The organism is Bacillus sp. FSL P4-0248 (assembly GCF_038593305.1).
In the GTDB taxonomy this organism is placed as follows: domain Bacteria; phylum Bacillota; class Bacilli; order Bacillales; family Bacillaceae; genus Bacillus; species Bacillus safensis.
Genome location: NZ_CP151983.1, coordinates 3,348,830 through 3,367,073 on the forward strand (window position 1 = coordinate 3,348,830; position 18,244 = coordinate 3,367,073).

Annotated in this window: 21 protein-coding genes; 12 read left to right on the plus strand and 9 right to left on the minus strand. The window is 42.8% G+C overall.

What is annotated here, in order from left to right; all coding sequences use genetic code 11:
* Window positions 1-33: 33 nt before the first annotated feature.
* Window positions 34-906, minus strand: coding sequence for an agmatinase (gene speB / locus NST65_RS17250; protein WP_075621567.1), 873 nt, complete (start codon window positions 904-906; stop codon window positions 34-36).
* A gap of 69 nt (window positions 907-975) precedes the next feature.
* On the minus strand, window positions 976-1,806 hold the full coding sequence (gene speE / locus NST65_RS17255) for a spermidine synthase (RefSeq protein ID WP_025093862.1): 831 nt from the start codon (window positions 1,804-1,806) through the stop codon (window positions 976-978).
* A gap of 224 nt (window positions 1,807-2,030) precedes the next feature.
* Between speE and NST65_RS17260 the strand changes: the two genes are divergently transcribed.
* Window positions 2,031-4,100: a transglycosylase domain-containing protein gene (locus NST65_RS17260; RefSeq protein ID WP_111926876.1), complete on the plus strand. Its 2,070-nt coding sequence runs from the start codon at window positions 2,031-2,033 to the stop codon at window positions 4,098-4,100.
* A gap of 124 nt (window positions 4,101-4,224) precedes the next feature.
* On the opposite strand, the gene NST65_RS17265 is transcribed toward NST65_RS17260, so the two are convergent.
* Window positions 4,225-4,743: a YwhD family protein gene (locus NST65_RS17265; protein WP_024423769.1), complete on the minus strand. Its 519-nt coding sequence runs from the start codon at window positions 4,741-4,743 to the stop codon at window positions 4,225-4,227.
* A 12-nt stretch (window positions 4,744-4,755) separates the two neighbouring features.
* On the minus strand, window positions 4,756-5,412 hold the full coding sequence (locus NST65_RS17270) for a site-2 protease family protein (protein ID WP_258521768.1): 657 nt from the start codon (window positions 5,410-5,412) through the stop codon (window positions 4,756-4,758).
* Between the two features lie 113 nt (window positions 5,413-5,525).
* Here NST65_RS17270 and NST65_RS17275 point away from each other — a divergent pair, with 113 nt between their 5' ends.
* A complete protein-coding gene (locus NST65_RS17275; protein ID WP_111926880.1) occupies window positions 5,526-5,711 on the plus strand; it encodes a 2-hydroxymuconate tautomerase in 186 nt (61 codons plus the stop codon).
* 50 nt (window positions 5,712-5,761) lie between these two features.
* Here NST65_RS17275 and NST65_RS17280 read toward each other — a convergent pair whose 3' ends face one another.
* Window positions 5,762-6,574: a zinc-dependent metalloprotease gene (locus tag NST65_RS17280; RefSeq protein WP_024423771.1), complete on the minus strand. Its 813-nt coding sequence runs from the start codon at window positions 6,572-6,574 to the stop codon at window positions 5,762-5,764.
* 372 nt (window positions 6,575-6,946) lie between these two features.
* Between NST65_RS17280 and NST65_RS17285 the strand changes: the two genes are divergently transcribed.
* Window positions 6,947-8,275: an LLM class flavin-dependent oxidoreductase gene (locus NST65_RS17285; RefSeq protein ID WP_111926882.1), complete on the plus strand. Its 1,329-nt coding sequence runs from the start codon at window positions 6,947-6,949 to the stop codon at window positions 8,273-8,275.
* Between the two features lie 26 nt (window positions 8,276-8,301).
* On the opposite strand, the gene NST65_RS17290 is transcribed toward NST65_RS17285, so the two are convergent.
* Entirely contained in the window at window positions 8,302-9,207 is a 906-nt protein-coding gene (locus NST65_RS17290; RefSeq protein ID WP_111926884.1) for a LysR family transcriptional regulator, read from the minus strand.
* A 149-nt stretch (window positions 9,208-9,356) separates the two neighbouring features.
* Here NST65_RS17290 and ssuE point away from each other — a divergent pair, with 149 nt between their 5' ends.
* From ssuE to NST65_RS17330, 8 genes are read left to right on the plus strand one after another with little or no spacing between them, the layout of a single operon-like run.
* On the plus strand, window positions 9,357-9,908 hold the full coding sequence (ssuE, locus tag NST65_RS17295) for an NADPH-dependent FMN reductase (RefSeq protein WP_034621840.1): 552 nt from the start codon (window positions 9,357-9,359) through the stop codon (window positions 9,906-9,908).
* A complete protein-coding gene (locus NST65_RS17300; protein ID WP_111926886.1) occupies window positions 9,892-10,917 on the plus strand; it encodes an LLM class flavin-dependent oxidoreductase in 1,026 nt (341 codons plus the stop codon). Before ssuE ends, NST65_RS17300 begins: the two co-directional genes overlap by 17 nt.
* On the plus strand, window positions 10,917-11,171 hold the full coding sequence (locus tag NST65_RS17305; RefSeq protein ID WP_025093857.1) for a glutaredoxin family protein: 255 nt from the start codon (window positions 10,917-10,919) through the stop codon (window positions 11,169-11,171). The genes NST65_RS17300 and NST65_RS17305 overlap by 1 nt, the downstream gene beginning before the upstream one ends.
* A 26-nt stretch (window positions 11,172-11,197) precedes the next feature.
* On the plus strand, window positions 11,198-11,761 hold the full coding sequence (locus NST65_RS17310; protein ID WP_039182213.1) for a GNAT family N-acetyltransferase: 564 nt from the start codon (window positions 11,198-11,200) through the stop codon (window positions 11,759-11,761).
* Window positions 11,762-11,774: 13 nt separating this feature from the next.
* Entirely contained in the window at window positions 11,775-12,536 is a 762-nt protein-coding gene (locus tag NST65_RS17315) for an amino acid ABC transporter permease (protein ID WP_024426374.1), read from the plus strand.
* A 17-nt stretch (window positions 12,537-12,553) separates the two neighbouring features.
* On the plus strand, window positions 12,554-13,396 hold the full coding sequence (locus NST65_RS17320) for a transporter substrate-binding domain-containing protein (RefSeq protein ID WP_024426375.1): 843 nt from the start codon (window positions 12,554-12,556) through the stop codon (window positions 13,394-13,396).
* 16 nt (window positions 13,397-13,412) lie between these two features.
* On the plus strand, window positions 13,413-14,123 hold the full coding sequence (locus NST65_RS17325) for an ABC transporter permease subunit (protein ID WP_041115492.1): 711 nt from the start codon (window positions 13,413-13,415) through the stop codon (window positions 14,121-14,123).
* Window positions 14,120-14,863, plus strand: a complete 744-nt coding sequence (locus tag NST65_RS17330) for an amino acid ABC transporter ATP-binding protein (protein ID WP_111926888.1) — start codon at window positions 14,120-14,122, stop codon at window positions 14,861-14,863. The genes NST65_RS17325 and NST65_RS17330 overlap by 4 nt, the downstream gene beginning before the upstream one ends.
* A gap of 92 nt (window positions 14,864-14,955) precedes the next feature.
* Here the strand turns inward: NST65_RS17330 and NST65_RS17335 are convergent, their stop codons facing one another.
* The 3 genes from NST65_RS17335 to NST65_RS17345 all read right to left on the minus strand — a co-directional run bounded on the left by NST65_RS17335 (window position 14,956) and on the right by NST65_RS17345 (window position 17,180).
* A complete protein-coding gene (locus tag NST65_RS17335; RefSeq protein ID WP_024426378.1) occupies window positions 14,956-15,456 on the minus strand; it encodes a YwgA family protein in 501 nt (166 codons plus the stop codon).
* A gap of 30 nt (window positions 15,457-15,486) precedes the next feature.
* Window positions 15,487-16,788: an HD domain-containing protein gene (locus NST65_RS17340; protein WP_007497716.1), complete on the minus strand. Its 1,302-nt coding sequence runs from the start codon at window positions 16,786-16,788 to the stop codon at window positions 15,487-15,489.
* A gap of 170 nt (window positions 16,789-16,958) precedes the next feature.
* On the minus strand, window positions 16,959-17,180 hold the full coding sequence (locus tag NST65_RS17345; RefSeq protein ID WP_003215259.1) for a DUF1450 domain-containing protein: 222 nt from the start codon (window positions 17,178-17,180) through the stop codon (window positions 16,959-16,961).
* A gap of 242 nt (window positions 17,181-17,422) precedes the next feature.
* On the opposite strand from NST65_RS17345, the gene NST65_RS17350 reads away from it, so the two are divergent.
* On the plus strand, window positions 17,423-18,232 hold the full coding sequence (locus NST65_RS17350; protein ID WP_081124994.1) for an RsfA family transcriptional regulator: 810 nt from the start codon (window positions 17,423-17,425) through the stop codon (window positions 18,230-18,232).
* Window positions 18,233-18,244: the final 12 nt, after the last annotated feature.

The window sequence follows — 18,244 nt, forward strand, 5'->3', positions numbered from 1 at the left end:
CCACATGAGATGACAAGCTCCTCTATCAACTGATTATTTCACAAACCCAAGCAGCATTTCGCGTAAAAGCTTACTCGCTGTATTCGCTGTTTGGTCAGAGTGATCGTATACAGGTGCTACCTCGACAAGGTCAGCCCCGACGACTTTGACGTCAGATCCTGCAATTGCATGAATGGATGCAAGCAGCTCTTTTGATGTAATACCGCCAGCATCTACCGTTCCTGTACCAGGTGCATGAGCTGGATCAAGTACATCAATGTCGATCGTCACGTACACTGGACGCCCTTTTAGCTTTGGCAATACTTGCTTCAATGGCTCCAGTACTTCAAATTTAGAAATGTGCATACCCGCTTCTTTTGCCCATTCAAATTCTTCTTTCATTCCAGAACGGATGCCGAAAGAGAATACATTTTCAGCTCCAATCAGTCCTGCAGCTTTTCGAATCGGTGTTGAATGTGAAAGCGGCTCCCCCTCATATTCCTCACGAAGATCCGTATGTGCGTCCATATGGATGATGGCCAAATCAGGGTATTTCTTATACATCGCACGGAAAACCGGCCAAGACACGAGATGCTCGCCGCCCATTCCTAATGGAAACTTCCCTTTTTCTAAAATGCTGTCGACATACTCTTCAATTAAATCTAAGCTCTTTTGTGCATTCCCAAAAGGAAGTGGGATGTCACCCGCATCAAAGAATGGCACCTCATGCAGCTCACGATCTAAATAAGGGCTGTATTCCTCTAAACCGATCGATACTTCACGAATGCGGTTAGGACCGAAACGTGAACCTGGGCGGTAGCTGACTGTCCAGTCCATCGGCATGCCATATAAAATGACCTTTGCATCTTCCCATGTCGGATGACTTCCAATAAACACTTTTCCTGAATAAGCCTCGTCGAATCTCATGCAAGATTCCTCCTTTTACGCTTCAAAAAATGCGCAAACCGTCATTTGCGCATGTCCATTTCGCTTGATTTATTTAATTAAGTCGCTCACAAATTTCGGCAGAACGAATGCCGCTTTGTGCAATTCTTTTGTGTAATATTTCGTCTCAATATCAAAGAAACGGCTGTCTTCTACAGCAAGTGGATCATATTTTTTAGAACCGATGGTGAATGTCCAAAGACCGCTTGGATACGTTGGAATATTCGCTGTGTAAAGCTTTGTAATTGGGAAAATTTCTTTTACATCACGCTGTACATTTGTAATCAGCTCAGGTGTGAACCAAGGGTTGTCCGTTTGTGCAACGAAAATACCGTCTTCTTTCAGTGCTTTTGCGATTCCTGCGTAAAATCCTTTAGAGAACAGGTTCACAGCTGGTCCAACAGGCTCAGTAGAGTCAACCATAATCACATCATACTCGTTGTCAGCTTCAGCAATGTGCATAAAACCGTCTCCTACTTTCACATCTACACGAGGATCGTCTAGTTTCCCAGCGATAGAAGGAAGGAATTTCTTCGAGTATTCGATGACCTTTCCGTCAATATCAACAAGTGTCGCTTTTTTCACACTTGGGTGTTTGAGGATCTCACGAATGACACCGCCGTCTCCTCCACCTACAACAAGAACATTTTCCGGGTTTGGATGAGTGAAAAGAGGAACATGTGCCACCATTTCGTGGTATACAAACTCATCTTTCTCAGACGTCATCACCATGCCGTCTAAAAACAGCATATTGCCAAACTCTTCTGTTTCCACCATTTCTAAATGCTGAAAGTCTGTTTGTTCTGTGTGAAGGGTTTTGTTCACCTTCAATGTAATACCAAAATTCTTCGTTTGCTTCTCTGTATACCAAAGTTCGCTCATTGTTCATCTTCCTCTCATCCAATAATAAACAAACATCTATTGTTAGCGCCTTTTATGGGCTTTGACTATATCGATTGTCCAAGAAAAAAGTATAGTGGATTCATATCAAATTGTAAAGAACCGCATGAGTTCTCTTCATTTTTTAAAGCGCTCCAGCAATCGCTTGTTTAAAACGGTTTTCTTTGTTCCATACTGATAAAAAACCGTCAAAATGGGGGCTTTGCATGGACACAATCATGAGTAATAAAAAAATCCGCATGACCGTGAAAACGATTCGAGCCTGTTTTTTTATCGGCTTGCTCGCTTTTCTATTTGCAGGTACCGTCTTTTTGACGATTCTATTAATAGCTAAATGGCAAGGTGCCCCTTCTGTTCAAGTTCCCCAATCCACAACCATTTATGCAGCCGATGGCTCAAAGCTTGGAGAATCCAGCTTTGGAGAAAAGAGATATTGGGTGCCATTAAAGGAGATGTCTCCTCATATCAGACAGGCAGTTGTCGCTGTTGAAGATAAAACCTTTTATGAGCATCATGGCTTTGATGTGAAACGGATGGCAGGTGCTGCGGTGGCCGATATTCGTGCCATGGCTAAGGTGCAAGGTGCCAGCACGATCACCCAGCAATATGCACGAAACCTTTATTTAGATCATGATAAAACGTGGAAACGGAAGTGGAATGAAGCCTTTTACACGATTCGTTTAGAACAAAACTATACAAAAGATGAGATTTTAGAAGGATACTTGAACACCATTTATTATGGTCACGGAGCGTACGGTGTGGAAGCAGCGTCCCGTCTGTATTTCGGGAAAAAAGCAAAGAACTTAACCCTCGCTGAATCTGCCCTGCTTGCCGGTATCCCAAAGGGGCCTTCTCTCTATTCCCCTTATGTGAATGAGGAGAAAGCCGGCGCAAGAAAGAATATGATTTTGAGACAAATGCACGAGGATGGCATGATTACGAAAAAAGCAGCCGATGACGCTGCGAAAGAAAAGCTGTCCTATCGCCCTTTGCAAAAGAAGCAGCTGCAAGCAAAGCAAGCCCCGTATTTTTATGACGATGTGATTCGAGAGTTGAAACAAAGTTTGGGGTTAACTGAGGAACAGATTGAAACCTATGGGCTTCATATCCAAACGACTCTCAATCCAGAATTACAGAAAATCGCAGAAAAGACACTAAAAAACGAGATGAATTCCAAATCGGAAATCCAAATCGGCTTTGCCGCCATCCATCCTCAAACAGGGCATGTACTTGCCCTCATAGGCGGGAGAGATTATGAGAAAAGTCCATTCAATCGGGTGACACAAGCAAAAAGGCAGCCCGGTTCAACCATGAAACCCCTTCTTTATTACATTGCCTTGCAAAACGGGTTTACACCCGCAACCGTCATGCGCAGTGAGGAAACGGTGTTTGAACTGGATGATCAAGGCAGCGATGCCGCTTATTCACCAAGCAATTATCACGGCTATTACGCCAATGACGGCATTACAATGCTTCAAGCTTTAGCACTGTCTGATAATATTTACGCTGTAAAGACCCATCTATTTTTAGGAATGGAACAGCTTGTACGTGCTGGCAAGACATTTGGAATCAAGGAGAAACTAGATCAAGTACCCTCTCTTGCCCTGGGCACGTCCCCTGTGAAACCCATTGAAATGACCAATGCTTACGCCATGCTGGTCAATGGCGGAAAACGCGTCAAACCAACCTTTATTACGAAAGTAACCGACGCAAAAGGTAATGTGCTTTTTGAAGAGAAACAAAAACGAGAACAAACCCTCGATGAAAAAGCTGCATTTGTCACCACCGACATGATGTCAGGCATGTTCAATGATCAATTAAACGGCTATACAAGTGTCACTGGCCGCACCATTATAAAGGACCTTACAAGAACATACGGAGGAAAGTCTGGGACTACAGGCGCCGACAGCTGGATGATCGGCTTCTCTCCCCAGCTCGTCACAGGTGTATGGACAGGCTATGATAAAGGCCGCACCATTGACTCAGTCGAAGAAACGGCCTATGCGAAAAAAATATGGGCTTCCTTTATGGAATCAGCTCTCTCGAAGCAGCCAGCCTCTTCCTTCATGCCGCCAGACGGTGTCAAAGGGGTATATATTAATCCAAAAACCGGCGACCTCGCAGGTCCAGGATGTGAATCAAAGGTATTCACCTATTTTATAGAAGGAACGGAGCCGACAGGTGTCTGCTATGGTGCTGAGGACAAAGCCTCTGAGCAGGAACCAGTTCAGGATCAAAAGCCAAAGAAATGGTGGGAAAAGTGGCTGAAACGTTAAAAAAGGCATGAAAAACCCCGAGATCTGCATCTCGGGATTCTCCATGTCCTAGCTTTAACACCAGTTTACTCAAAAACCGGAGAGAATTGGTAGCCATCCGCCAATCTTCACAAAAATTTCACAATTATTCAGGGACAGCCAATCCTTCTTTTAATTCATCTGTTGATGCGTCCCATAGCGCTTGATTATGACCTTTTAAGAAATCAGCCAGCACCTTTTTGGATACGTCATCCATATGACTAACGACAATTTTTCGCTTCATCGATTTATCCATTAAATTCACATGCTCTGGAAGTGACTTATACCCGCGGCGGATCGAACGGTCAACGGTCATTTCACAAGCCGTCACACCTGCATAATAAGGCCCTTCTTCTCTGCGGTCAATCGTCACCCATACAAGCCAATACGGTTTTCCGTTCGGCACCTCTTCTTTTGTTTTCAAAAATTTAATTCCTTTTTCGACGGCACTTCTTGCATGCATGGCACCAATATCAATGACAGCTTCCTTTTCCTCTACATCAATGATGACTGGCGAGATATTATCAAGGCTGAGTGCACCTGCCCCAAAGCCTCCATGTCCGTCGGTTGCATCTGTTTTTTTAATGATGTTAAAACCAATTGGTTTTTTCTTTTTACCTTCCATTTATTAAACCTCCTAAAGCAGCGGCTTCAAAATAAGATTAAACCAGTGTATGATTTGATCCCGCATTCCGATCAATGGACCAAACACAAACTGTCCCAGCGGTGTGATCACGAATATGAGAAAAATAATGATCCCATATTGTTCAAATTGCGTCATTTTCGCCCGGATACGGGGGCTGACGACGTCCTCAATAATCCGATACCCATCCAGCGGCGGAAGTGGTAATAAGTTAAATAGGAACAAGATGACGTTTAAGTTAATAAAGATTAAAAAGAAATTATCGACTCCCGGCTCAAAGCGCATAATCCACTCCCCGCCAAATTTCTGAAGAAGCACATACACAAAAAAGCCCAAAAACGCCAGCACCAAGTTACTTAATGGCCCAGCAATGGAGACACAAATCCCTGCTAAGCGCGGTTTTTTAAAATGGTAACGATTCACCGGTACAGGTCTCGCCCAGCCAAACCCGGCCACAAAGATCAAAATCGTCCCGAAAATATCGAGATGCTTCAGTGGATTTAACGTCAGTCTCCCTTGATTCTTAGCCGTCGGGTCTCCGAATCGGTACGCAACATATGCATGCGCCAGCTCGTGCATCGTAAATGCAACAACAAGCGTAATGGCGACATATGGAATAAGTTCTAATGGATAAACAAGAAATTGGTTCAAAGGCATGAATCCCTCTTTCTTTCTATACAATGATTTACTTCATTCAGTATACTATAAGAAGTCCCTTAAACTAAAGGGAAGCGTAGCATTAAAGGAAAAAGGAGGTTTTCGCCATGCCGATTGTCACCGTTCAAATGCTTGAAGGAAGAACAGACGAGCAGAAAAGAGCTCTTGTGGAGAAAGTCACTAATGCCGTTGTAGAAACAACAGGCGCAGGTGCAGAAAAAGTCTCTGTTATTATTGAAGAAATGAAAAAAGAACACTATGCCGTAGCAGGAAAGCGCATCAGCGATCTGTAAGCATATAAAAAGGACAAACACTCAATGTGTTTGTCCTTTTGTCTGCATTCTTATCTGTACCACGCTTTATTACGGTTCACTTGATTTTTATGAGCCGCATCGAAGAAATCGACTGTGTAGGAATAATCATAATTCATTAGGCAGACAATGCCGCTTCCTTGCGGGTCGTGCGGTAAGCCAAAGTTATGACCGTATTCATGCGTAGCCGCTTTTGCAGTGTTCGCTGTTCCTTGATCAAGGTTAACGGCGAATGCACTTCCGCTTGGTGCACTATTGTAGACATAAGCGATTCCGCCAGCATCAAAGTTTGGATTTGCTGTAAATCCAGTGACAAAGTCATATCCTCTGCCATCAAAGCTGCGCGCAAGGTTAGACAAAATTTGCTCTGCATTTGAACCCGAAGACGTCCATGATCCTACTGCTTGTACGACAAAGTCCACATCATGATCACGGTTAAACGTGACATCTGCTTGCTCAATGATGCTGACAATCCGTGTTTGCCAGTCACTATATTTCGCACGATACTGCGCATCAGCAACCGCATAGACAGTGACCTTCTGACTGCCTGTGCTTGCCTTTGTTGAAATTGAATCTCCTGTATTGGCCTTAAAGGTTCTTGAGCCTACCTGCTTACCAGACTCATCTAATACCTTTGTTGTCACATCTCGTTCAATTGGAGGTGCTGTCGTCAAATCTTTAAAATCCTTTGCTTTTGGCAACCCCTCACTAATATGGGTTTCGAACGGCGCATGACCATGATCATGCCCATGACCTGCACTCGCTACTGGTGCTGAAGCTGAACTTACCCCCGGTAACAAACTACCTACCAATAAAAATGACAAAAAGACTGAACGCTTTTTCATTCCTATCCCTCCTTTGTTTTTCACAAGGTTATATATTCACTGAAAATTCACCATTTTCCTTCTATTCAGTCAAAAACAGGGAATTAGATGCACAGGAAGAAAGTCGAATTACGTCATTTTCACTAATTTTTCGGATATTTTGACACACATTTCATCGAAAAATAGCGCTTTTGGTCTGGGTCATTTATTAGGAAACACTCATGTTTTTAAGAAATAATATCATGGACCTAATGTCACATCTGAAAGAAACAAAAAATGATATTAGAAAAGATAAAGTCACACTTTACTGATACCAATTATACTTCTCTGCGGTTCTGCCTTATGATGAAGAACATAAAACATTGCTACCTCAAAACGGAAGGGACGATCGGCATGTCTGGAAAAAAGCACATACAATTTGGATTAATGTTACATGGCCCAGGAGGTCACATGAATGCATGGAAGGATGAATCGGTGCCAGCAGATGCAAGTGTTAACATTGATTATTATCAAGAGATGACCAAAAAAGCGGAATCAGCGGGTTTCCGTTTTGTCTTTGTGGCAGATGGCTTATATATTCATGAACATTCGATTCCTCATTTCTTAAACCGATTTGAACCATTAACCATCTTATCTGCACTTGCCACAGTCACGAAACAGATTGGACTTGTGGGTACTGTATCCACTTCATACAGTGAGCCCTTTACCATTGCCAGGCAATTTGCTTCCTTGGACAAATTAAGTAAAGGCCGGGCAGGCTGGAATGTTGTGACTTCCCCATTAGAGGGCTCTGCTGAGAATCACATCATCCGTTCGCATCCTAGCCACTCACTTCGATATGAAATTGCAGAAGAGTATTTACATGTAGTGAACGGGCTTTGGAGCTCATGGGAAGAAGATGCTTTTGTAAGAGATCGATCAACAGGTGTCTTCTTCGACCGAGATAAATTGCACACCTTAAACCATCATGGCAAACACTTTTCTGTCAAAGGTCCTTTAAATATTGAGCGCTCTGAACAAGGGCAGCCCGTGATTTTCCAAGCAGGCGCTTCAGAAGCAGGAAAAGACCTAGCTGCAAAAGAAGCAGACGCTGTATTTACAAATGCCGATTCACTTGAAAAGGCAAAAGCCTATTACCGCGACGTGAAAAATAGAGCGGCAGCGCTTGGAAGAAAACCATCCGAGATCAAAATATTCCCTGGCATCCACCCGATTACAGGAAAAACAGTCGAAGAAGCTGAAGAAAAATATGAAGCCATTAAACATCTAGTCTCTATTGAAGAAGCTCTGCATTATCTCGGCCGATTCTTTGACCATTTGGACTTCAGTCAATTCCCGCTTGATGAACCTTTTCCAGATATAGGTGACGCTGGGTCAAACAGCTTCCAATCCACAACAGAGTCCATTAAGAAAATGGCCAAAGATCAAAACCTGACCTTAAGAGAAGTCGCTTTACAAGTGACCACACCAAAAAGTGCTTTTTTCGGCACTTACGAACAAGTAGCTGACAAATTAATTCAATGGATCGAAGAGGACGCCGCAGATGGATTTATTTTTGGCGCTCCAATTTTAGCAAGCGGTTTATCCGAATGGACGGAGCACGTCATTCCGATATTAGTCGAAAGAGGATATTACGACCCAAATTATCCAGCTCATACCCTTCGCGAAAACTTAGGTCTGCCGATGAAGAAGAATCAGTTTCTGAAACAAACAGTAAAATAAATTTAAAAGAGGGGCTAGCATAAAGGCTAACCCCTCTTTTTATGATGGTTGGTGTGCTGGTGCAATCGACTTTCAATGAGATCAATAAACTGGAGCACAGCTCTTCCAGGCGTATCATTTGTTTTCCTCAATAGACCAACTGGCGGGGAAACTTGAATGCCCTTTATTTCTAATACCTTCGTACCGGGGAGTGTAAAAGAATGAGCCGTTCGTGTAAACAGAGATACTCCTAAGCCCGCCTGAACATAGTGTTTATGGGACATGCTGCTAGTAATCTCTAATTTCTTGTAATTTGTCCCAATGACATCGACGATTTGTTGTTCAATTTGGATACGGATGGGGCAATTGTGAGGTGTGAATAGTATAGTCTCATTTTCTAAATCAGTTACCTCTACGACATCTTTTTCCGCCAATCGATGGGAGGACGGAACCAGCAGGACAATATCATCTTGAAAAAGCGGCTTATAGCTATTTTCCATCGAAGCTTCTGGTGCACCGCAAATCGCAAAATCAATCTCATCATGGGAAAGCAAGGAACTCAGGGTATTCGCATCTGCTACTTGTACCGAAAATTCTACATTCGGAAACCTTTCCTTGAATTCTGCAAGGAGCGCCGGGAATTCTAAACTGGCAGTAGGCTCAGAAACACCGATGCGAATGAATCCCGCAATGCCCACTTCTAAATCTTGAAGCGTTTTCGTCAGTTTCTCATATTCATTGAGTAAAGAATTGGCTCTTTCATAAAAAAGCTGTCCTGAAGCTGTTAACTTTAAGGTCTTCCCTCTCTCTAGAAGCTTCTCTCCAATTTCCTCTTCTAAATGCTTGATGTGCAAGGTAATGGTTGGCTGAGAATAATTCAGTGCTTCTGCTGCTTTTAAAAAATTCCCATATTTCACAATGGTAGCAAAGGTGCGGATCGCACGAATCTCCATAAAACCCCTCTTTTCTCTATATTTTAAATAACTGAATCGTGTATTTATGATTACTAATTATACTTTTCAATTGGTTTGCCTTATTATAATTTATATTATCAACTATTCCAAGTTGTTTAGAAGGAATTATGTGAAATGGAGGAGACGAATTGACGAAAGTAACGATTATAGCAGGCGGACATTCCGTCCAATCTCGATTAACCGGTGTTTTGCATCATGTTCAGCAGCATTTAACGATCAATGGAATCGATGTACGTATCATTCAAGTTCACCAGCTGCCTAGCAGCGCACTAATACGTGCGGACTTTTCAAACGAAGAGGTTGTCAAGGCCATTGAACTTGTGAATGAGAGTGACGGTGTCATTGTGTTAACTCCTGTCTACAAAGCGTCATTTTCCGGTATTTTAAAAACGTTTTTAGATTTACTTCCACAGAAAGCGTTACAAGGAAAACCCGTCCTTCCGTTTGTTTTAGGAGGAACCTACGGCCACCTGCTCGTCATTGAATATGCTCTTAAACCGATTATTCATCAACTTGGTGCAACGGTTGTGCAATCTGGCGTGTATGTCGTGGATCAACAGGTCACAAAGCAGGAGTCAGGTGATTACTTACTTGATTCAGATGCCACAAACAGGTTAAACCTCGCATTATCTCAATATCAAAGTCTGATAGGAGGAACAGCCAATGTCGTTCACCCTTAGTATTCTTGATCAAAGCCTTGTCGGTGAAAACGAGAACGCAGAGACGGGCATTCAGCATACTGTCAGATTGGCTGAAGCAGCGGATCAGCTTGGCTATCACAGGTTTTGGGTGTCTGAACATCACAATAACCCTCAAGTAGCAGGTTCTTCCCCTGAAGCTCTTGCCGGCTATCTCTTAGCAAAAACAAACAACATACGAATTGGGTCTGGCGGTGTCATGCTTCAGCATTACAGTCCGTTCAAGGTGGCTGAAACATTTCATGTCCTAGCATCATTAGCCCCTGGAAGAGTCGATTTAGGTGTTGGGAAAGCACCGGGAGGACTGAACCTGTCGACACAAGCTCTTCAGGAAGATTATCAGGCGTCACGGAAGGATTTTTCTCAAAAATTAGTGGATCTCAAAACTTATCTGACGGAACACACAAATGAATTGAATGCTCAGCCCATCCCTCGTTTATCACCTGACATATTCCTTTTAGGGGGAAGTATAGAGAGCGCTGAATTTGCAGCAAAACTTGGTATCTCCTTTGTCTTTGCCTTTTTTATTAATGGAGATGAAGCCTTATTAAAAGAAGCAAGAGAGACCTTCCAAACATATCAGAAAGCGGGCTCCCGCCAGCAATTCCTTCTTGCCATCACCGTTTCTGTAGCCGATGATCCCGAACAAGCACTCTCACATATCAAACAAAAGGAAACAGTAAAGGTCTCCTTTTCCGATGGAAGAAAGCTGAATGTCACATCGTTAGAGGATGCAGAAAAACTGGTGAAAGAAACGGAGAAGGAACAGTACAACATTCACGTACAAAAAACCGGCTATACCGCTGGCACAAAAGAAACCGTTCATCACAGGCTGACTGAGCTAGCCGAATCATACGATATCAATGAATTCATCGTGCTGTCGCCGATCGTAAATATTGATGAAAGGATCACGTCTATCACTTTATTAAAAGAAGCACTTGATCAAGAACAAACAAACCAAAAACCAATCAATCAAGAGGTGAACGTCTAATGTCAAACAATCAAAAAATCATATTATGGAGCAAAAATGGATGCAGTTATTGCAAGGACATTCAATCCTACTTCAACGATCAGCAGATCCCTTTTTCAACGATTGATGTCACAGAACATGATGATTACAGAAACATTTTAGAAGCAAAATACGGTGTCCGCTATGTGCCTGTAGTTGAGATCAGTCATGATCCCCACGTGTATCAAGCATTGCTGAATCCAGATATCGAGACTTTAAAAAAAGCATTAATCTGACATTACATTTTGAATGGAGGTTTGTCATGAGTCGAGATATTTTTCGCATCGCTACCGAAGAAGATGCGCCAGCTTTTTTAGAATTGCTGTCCAGTGCATTTAAACCGCTTGGGGAAATGGGCATCGATTGGCCATCCACGAACGCCACACTTGAAATGGTCACAGAAAACATTACAAAGTCCGCTGCCGTTGTATTAGAACGAGACGGACGGCTCATATCCACCATCACCATACGTTTTCCTTGGGAGAGCACTGAGCCGGTCTCAGGCTATCCATTTGTCTGGTGGTTTGCGACAGCTCCTGATTTAGCCGGTCAAGGGATTGGAAATAAGCTGCTCGATTATGTAGAAAACACCTTGCTCCGGCAGACATATAAAGCGCCTGCTTATACACTAGGCACTTCTGGCCGGAAACACCCTTGGCTTTTAGAGATGTACGAACGAAAAGGATATACAAAATATATTGAACGCGAGGCTGAAAATGGAGATTTAGGTGTTTTGATGTATAAAGTGCTTATCCCTGAACGCTTTGATCCAGCCATTCTAGGGGCACCACCCGCAGAAGAAAAAGTCGAAACGACTTCTACATAGGAGGTGATTCAACGTGGGTGAGTTTTTCAAATGGGAGTATGTGGTCACACTTTTTCCTAAAGTATTATCAGCCCTTCCGACGACCTTGCTGATTGTTTTATTTGCCACTTTGATTGGCAGCTTTCTTGGATTCATCCTTGCTTATTTTCGAATTGAGCGCATTCCTGTCCTGCATCAACTCAGTGCAGTCTATGTCTCATTTATTCGCGGAACGCCTATCCTGGTTCAAATGTTTATTGTCTTTTATGGTCTGCCAGGTGTGCTCGCAGCAATTGGCCTTGATATCTCCATGTGGAACAAATTGATCTTTCTTTATATTACATATGGACTCAATACAGCTGCCTACTTTTCAGAAATATTCCGATCAGCCTTATCAAGTGTCCCAGCATCTCAATATGAAGCGGCTGCCTCAATTGGGCTGACGAAATGGCAGATTTATAGAAGAACGCTCATTCCTCAAGCAGGAAGAATTGCGCTCCCGAATATCGGCGTGGCCATTGTGAACTTATTACAAAACACCTCCCTCGCCTTTACACTAGGCGTGATGGATATTATAGGAAAGGTCCAAACATTAGGGGCTTTATACTATCGCGTATTAGAAGGATATTTTATTGCTGCCGTCATTTTTATTATGTTAAGTATGCTGCTGGAAAAAGCGTTTGATCTATTGGAAAAACGGATCAATACACCGAAAACGAGAAAACAGCGTCAGACGACATTCGTTTCCTTAAAAAGACCTGAAACGGCCTTCACTGTCGAAAAGCGTGCGAAGTAAAACGAGGAGGATTTCACATGAAAAATAACAAACGATTCAAAAAACATTACATCATCGGTCTGCTTACACTTGGTTCATTGCTGCTTGCTGCCTGCGGAAATACAGAACAATCGAATGAAGTCAAAGCAGAAGCAGCGAATAATGATCCAGATGCGAAAGAAATCATCGTTGGCACAGGGAACGCTTATCAGCCTTTCGTTTACTTAGATGAAAACGGTCAACTAACAGGCTATGAGAAGGCTGTATTAGATGAAGTGGATCAGCTGCTTCCACAATATAAGTTTAAATATGAATCCTTCGAATTTAAAAATATTCTGCCCGCTTTAGATGCTGGTAAAGTAGATCTCGCTGCCCATCAATATGAAATCAATGATGAGCGCCAGAAGAAATATCTATTTGGAAAAGTTGGCTACACAGATTATACAAGCTATGTGGTTGTTGATAAAGCATCCGGTCATGATTTTCAAAGCCTTGACGATTTGGCTGGACACAAAGTGCACACCTCTACAGGAAGTAATTTCGCTTATCTTCTAGAGCAATATAACAAAAAGCATGATCGGAAAATTGACATTGTCTACGGAGATGGCGGGAATGAAATTCTCGTCAAAAACCTTCAAAATGGCACAGTCGATGCGGCATTGCTCACAAAGTATGACGTCAACAAATTAAACAAACAATTTAATGCCAATCTAGTCACCTCTGGAAAGCCTGTAAACGTATCTAAAACATATTATCTATATCAAAAAAACAATACAAAACTTCAAAAAGACATTGATCAAGCATTACAAAAACTGATCGATAACGGCAAGCTCGCTGAATTGTCTAAGAAAATATTGGGCGGAGACTTTACTACATCATAAGAAAGGAGCGATCTGAGTGGATTTTGATGTTGCCTTTATGCTGCAGGCCTTTTTAGCCGCACTTCATTATTTGCCAACGACGCTGCTATTAGGCTTTCTCCCGCTATTATTTGGCTCTGTCTTTGGATTTGGTATTGCCCTTATCCGTTTTTATCAGGTGCCTGTATTGTCTCCATTGTTCAAATGGTTTGTGGCTATTTTTAAAGCAATTCCTGTTGTCCTCATTCTGCTCGTATCTTATCTTCTTTTTTCTGATTCGCTGGATCGTTTGGCTGCATCTCTTTCTCTTCAGATTCGTTTCAGTGATTTGGACAGACGATGGATTGCCATTTTCGCCCTTACTTTATATGCCGTAAGCGGGTTATCTGAAATATTTCGAAGCTCTCTTGCATCTATTCCAAAGGGGCAATTCGATGCTGCTCTATCCGTTGGTTTTACCAGCAAACAGATCTTACGAAGGGTCATTATACCGCAAGTCATTCCCATCGCCCTTCCCCTTTTGAACAACATGCTGATCAGCTTAATCAAAGCCTCTTCTCTCGTCTCAATGGTGTCTGTGGTCGATATTTTAAACGGCGCTTTAATCAAAGCCAATGTGAACTATCGTTATCTTGAAGCCTACATCGCCGTTGCTCTGATTTACTGGGCACTGTGTGCCTCTATCGAAGCCATTACAGCCTTATACGAGAAATATGGACACAAAAACAAAAGGAGACGATTGGCATGATTGATATCAAACAGGTGCATAAAGCGTTCGGTAAAAACCAGATTCTGAGAGGAATTGATTTAACGATAGAAAGAGGCGAAGTGGTCGTCATTTTAGGTCCAAGCGGTTCTGGGAAATCAACCTTTCTGCGATGCTTGAATTTTCTTGAGCGTGCGGATCAAGGAGAAATCAGCATTGATCACACGACCGTCAAGTTCAATCAAGCAAGGCCTAAAGACATTCTCGCACTTCGCAGAAAAACCGCCATGGTCTTTCAGCAATACGATCTATTTCTTCATAAAACAGCAATTGAAAACGTCATGGAAGGATTAGTCATTGCCCGTAAACAACCGAAAGATCAAGCCTATGACACAGCTCTCCAATTACTCACAAAGGTCGGACTACTGGAGAAAAAGGATGCCTATCCGCATCAATTATCTGGCGGACAGCAGCAGCGAGTCGGCATTGCACGGGCACTGGCTTTGAATCCAGAAGTCATTTTGTTCGACGAACCGACCTCCGCATTAGATCCCGAACTTGTAGGAGAAACGCTTGATGTCATTAAACAGGTAGCCCAAACCGGTGTCACTATGATCATCGTCACCCACGAGATGAACTTTGCCTATGATATTGCCGACAGGGTCATTTTCATGGAGGATGGGGTCATTGTCGAATCAGGTACGCCGGAAGAAGTCTTTGAACAGACGAAAGAAGAACGTACAAAACAATTTTTAGCGAGATTCTCTTATCACCATTCATAAAATACAAGTCGATCCATGCGGTCGGCTTGTTTCTGCGCAAAATAAAAACCAGTCTGTTCTAGCCATGAGCCATCACACACTGGTTCTTCTCGTTAGTTCAATTCCTTCAACTGATCAATATAAGCAAGGGCCGCCTCAAATTCTTCGTCCGTATAGCGCTGCTTGCTTTTAATGGTGAAGACCTTTTCCTTCACCTCATCTTCTGGCAGGTTATCAAAATATAAAATCGTTGAGACAAGCTCTAGGAAACGGGATGATTGCTCGTTCATCTGCTGCGTCAGCGCTTTGAGGTCAGGCATGTCCACTTCACACTGATCGAGAAACTCTTTCCCATTGTCCGTCAGCGAATAGCGATATTGATAGTATCCGCCCTTTTTTTCCTTCATTTCGTCCAAGAATCCAAGGTTGCACAGCTCTTCAATTCTGAGCGTCAACTCCTCTGAATAGGGGCCATAAAAATGAAAATCGTATTTCTCGTAAAAAGGCAAATCTAGCTTTTTTGCTATGTAAATCATCTTTTGCAGCTTCTTCCGTCCAACGATTTCCCCTGATTCAGAGAATACCTTCATCAACTTTGCATGCTCTTTCAACAAATTCCCGACATCTCCTTTTTCAGTACTTCCTTATCCCAAACCAAGCAGCTTCATGATCGCCTTTTTTTCTTCAGCTTTTTCCGACATATCTACAATTAAGTCCATCGGGAAATAAAGTTTATGATCGGTTCTTCGTTTACCGGAAATGGCGTCAACAATATCTGACTGTCTCGACAGTTCTTTAATATGACCGCTTTGCGTCAAAAGGTGGATTGGCAGCCTCTCTTCTTCCTCGCCTGGTCTGTAGAAGTCATAGGGCAAGTCAGAGGAAGAGTCGACCACTAAATAATAGTCAGGATCAATTCCTGCCTCCTTGAACAAGGCGGTCAGCTTGAAATATTTCGTCATTTCTTCATTTGGATTAAACTCTGTATATTGGAACAATCGGCGGTTCATAAAACGGCGGCACAAATCAGCCAGCACGTGATCTTCTTCATCTTCCCACGCCTGAAAATAAAATAAGACAATGGATTCATCCAGCTTAATATAGTCCTCTGTGGTGACATTCCCCTCAAAGATTGAATAAAAGTGAACGGGGGCATGTGTAAAAATATAACCCGTTTCATGCAGCTCTTTTGCCCGATGAAGGATTTTCGTTAAAATGACCTCCGCACTGCGTGTCACTGGGTGGAAATAGACTTGCCAGTACATTTGATAGCGGCTCATAATATAATCTTCAACCGCATGCATCCCGCTCTGCTTCATCACAATCTGATCTTCTCTCGGGCGCATCACACGTAAAATACGTTCCATATCAAAGTGGCCGTAGCTGACGCCTGTATAGTAAGCATCACGCTGCAAATAGTCCATTCGGTCGGCATCAATTTGACTTGAGATCAAACTGACCACCTGTTTGTTTTGATACGTTTTGGCAATGACTTCAGCCACATGCTTCGGGAAATCATCACTCACCCGGCGGAGCACTTCATTGACTTCCGTCTGCCCTAAAATAATATCTCTTGTAAACGATTCATGGTCTAAGTGGAAGACCTTTTCAAAGGAATGAGAAAATGGACCATGTCCGAGGTCATGCAGCAAGGCAGCACTAAGTACAAGCTCGCGCTCTCCTTCATCCCATTCAGGCCGCCCTTTAAACACATCATCCACAATTCGTCTCACAATCTCGTATACACCGAGTGAATGATTGAATCGGCTGTGTTCTGCACCATGAAACGTCAAATAAGTAGTTCCTAGCTGTTTAATTCGTCTCAGGCGCTGAAACTCTCTTGTTCCTATTAAATCCCATATTAATGCATCCCTTACGTGAACATAACGGTGCACAGGATCTTTAAATACCTTTTCCTCAGATAATTTCCCTTTTGGATACGCCATCGTTTCGTCCCTCTTTTTTTAAGACGTGTTTCTATTATATCGGGTAACTTTTCCCGAAAACATCCTTGAATTTGCTGGTGAATGTGTTCTCAGAAGTTGCTTGGACGTAAAAAGCCCGACCTGACAGGGACGGACCTCTTTTTAGGTCGACTGAACACATTCAGTGACATTTATTTGACTTTTTTTTGAACCTTTTCAAGTAATTCATCTTCTGTTGGTGCGGATAATGGGCGATTGTTCACAAACGCAAAAGCCTTTTTTCGTCCTGGACCACAATAGGATTGACAGCCGATCTCAATTTTTGCATCAGGGTCAACCGATTTGAGTCGAGGCAATAACGTCTTTAGGTTCGTCGCATCACAATCGTCACATACGCGAAACTCATTAGCCATGGTCTTACGCTTCCTTTCAATGATGATACTTCATTCTATATGAAACAGTTGGACAGCCAATCGTGAATAATATACCACCCAATATTGTACATCGAAGCGCCTGGACTTGCAAGACGCTTTGCCGCCCCAATCCCGTGCTTACATAAAAGCTAGTATTTTCCACTATCCTTTTAGCAAACTTGTATAAACCTTCTTGAACTTGGCTAATCTAATACCATCAAATCATATGGGGGTTTAAACACATGTCAAAACAAAGACAAGATGCTTGGTCAGAGGAAAATGATCTCCTCCTGGCAGAAACCGTCTTACGTCACGTCAGAGAGGGCAGCACGCAGCTAAATGCGTTTGAAGAAGTTGGAGACAAGCTGAACCGCACCTCAGCGGCATGCGGATTTAGATGGAATGCTGTCGTCAGGCATCAATATGAAAAAGCGCTAGCACTTGCCAAAAAACAGCGAAAACAACGGATGCGCGCACTTGGCAATGGCCAGCCTGCGAAAAAACGATTACTTTATCAGCCGCAAGTAGAAGAAACGGTTACTCAAGAGGAATTCTCACAGGAACTAGAGCCAGCAAAGGAAGAAACATTTGCACCAGCAGCTGAAACTGCTGAACAGCTTCAGTTTGTGGATCAAAGCTACAATGAAGAGTTAGCTAGTTTATCACATTTATTGTCACAGGCTTCTCCTGCCCCACATACCGCAGAGAAAAAACCGGAAGCAAATCCATTTAGGCAGCATCAAGAATTAACCATCGACGATATCATTGATTTCTTACGCCGTTATGAAGGCGATGGTCAGCAATCCACTGCCTTACGTATGGAAAACAGCCGCTTAAAACGAGAAAACAATGAGCTTTCTCATAAAGTCTCGCAGCTAGAAGCTGAAGTGAAGAAGCTTGAAAAGGATCAGCTCACGATTCAAGAAGATTATGAAACACTCGTGAAAATCATGAACCGTGCAAGAAAACTAGTTTTGTTTGAAGAGGACGATAGTGCCGCACCAACCTTTAAAATGGACCGGAACGGCAACCTCGAAAAAATGGCAGAATAACAAAAAGTGCTC

Excerpts from the sequence above, each read along its gene's own strand:
- speB (WP_075621567.1), bottom strand. The coding sequence starts at position 906 with ATGAGATTCGACGAGGCTTATTCAGGAAAAGTGTTTATTGGAAGTCAT.
- speE (WP_025093862.1), bottom strand. The coding sequence starts at position 1,806 with ATGAGCGAACTTTGGTATACAGAGAAGCAAACGAAGAATTTTGGTATT.
- NST65_RS17260 (WP_111926876.1), top strand. The coding sequence starts at position 2,031 with ATGGACACAATCATGAGTAATAAAAAAATCCGCATGACCGTGAAAACG.
- NST65_RS17265 (WP_024423769.1), bottom strand. The coding sequence starts at position 4,743 with ATGGAAGGTAAAAAGAAAAAACCAATTGGTTTTAACATCATTAAAAAA.
- NST65_RS17275 (WP_111926880.1), top strand. The coding sequence starts at position 5,526 with ATGCCGATTGTCACCGTTCAAATGCTTGAAGGAAGAACAGACGAGCAG.
- NST65_RS17280 (WP_024423771.1), bottom strand. The coding sequence starts at position 6,574 with ATGAAAAAGCGTTCAGTCTTTTTGTCATTTTTATTGGTAGGTAGTTTG.
- NST65_RS17285 (WP_111926882.1), top strand. The coding sequence starts at position 6,947 with ATGTCTGGAAAAAAGCACATACAATTTGGATTAATGTTACATGGCCCA.
- NST65_RS17290 (WP_111926884.1), bottom strand. The coding sequence starts at position 9,207 with ATGGAGATTCGTGCGATCCGCACCTTTGCTACCATTGTGAAATATGGG.
- NST65_RS17300 (WP_111926886.1), top strand. The coding sequence starts at position 9,892 with ATGTCGTTCACCCTTAGTATTCTTGATCAAAGCCTTGTCGGTGAAAAC.
- NST65_RS17305 (WP_025093857.1), top strand. The coding sequence starts at position 10,917 with ATGTCAAACAATCAAAAAATCATATTATGGAGCAAAAATGGATGCAGT.
- NST65_RS17310 (WP_039182213.1), top strand. The coding sequence starts at position 11,198 with ATGAGTCGAGATATTTTTCGCATCGCTACCGAAGAAGATGCGCCAGCT.
- NST65_RS17320 (WP_024426375.1), top strand. The coding sequence starts at position 12,554 with ATGAAAAATAACAAACGATTCAAAAAACATTACATCATCGGTCTGCTT.
- NST65_RS17330 (WP_111926888.1), top strand. The coding sequence starts at position 14,120 with ATGATTGATATCAAACAGGTGCATAAAGCGTTCGGTAAAAACCAGATT.
- NST65_RS17340 (WP_007497716.1), bottom strand. The coding sequence starts at position 16,788 with ATGGCGTATCCAAAAGGGAAATTATCTGAGGAAAAGGTATTTAAAGAT.
- NST65_RS17345 (WP_003215259.1), bottom strand. The coding sequence starts at position 17,180 with ATGGCTAATGAGTTTCGCGTATGTGACGATTGTGATGCGACGAACCTA.
- NST65_RS17350 (WP_081124994.1), top strand. The coding sequence starts at position 17,423 with ATGTCAAAACAAAGACAAGATGCTTGGTCAGAGGAAAATGATCTCCTC.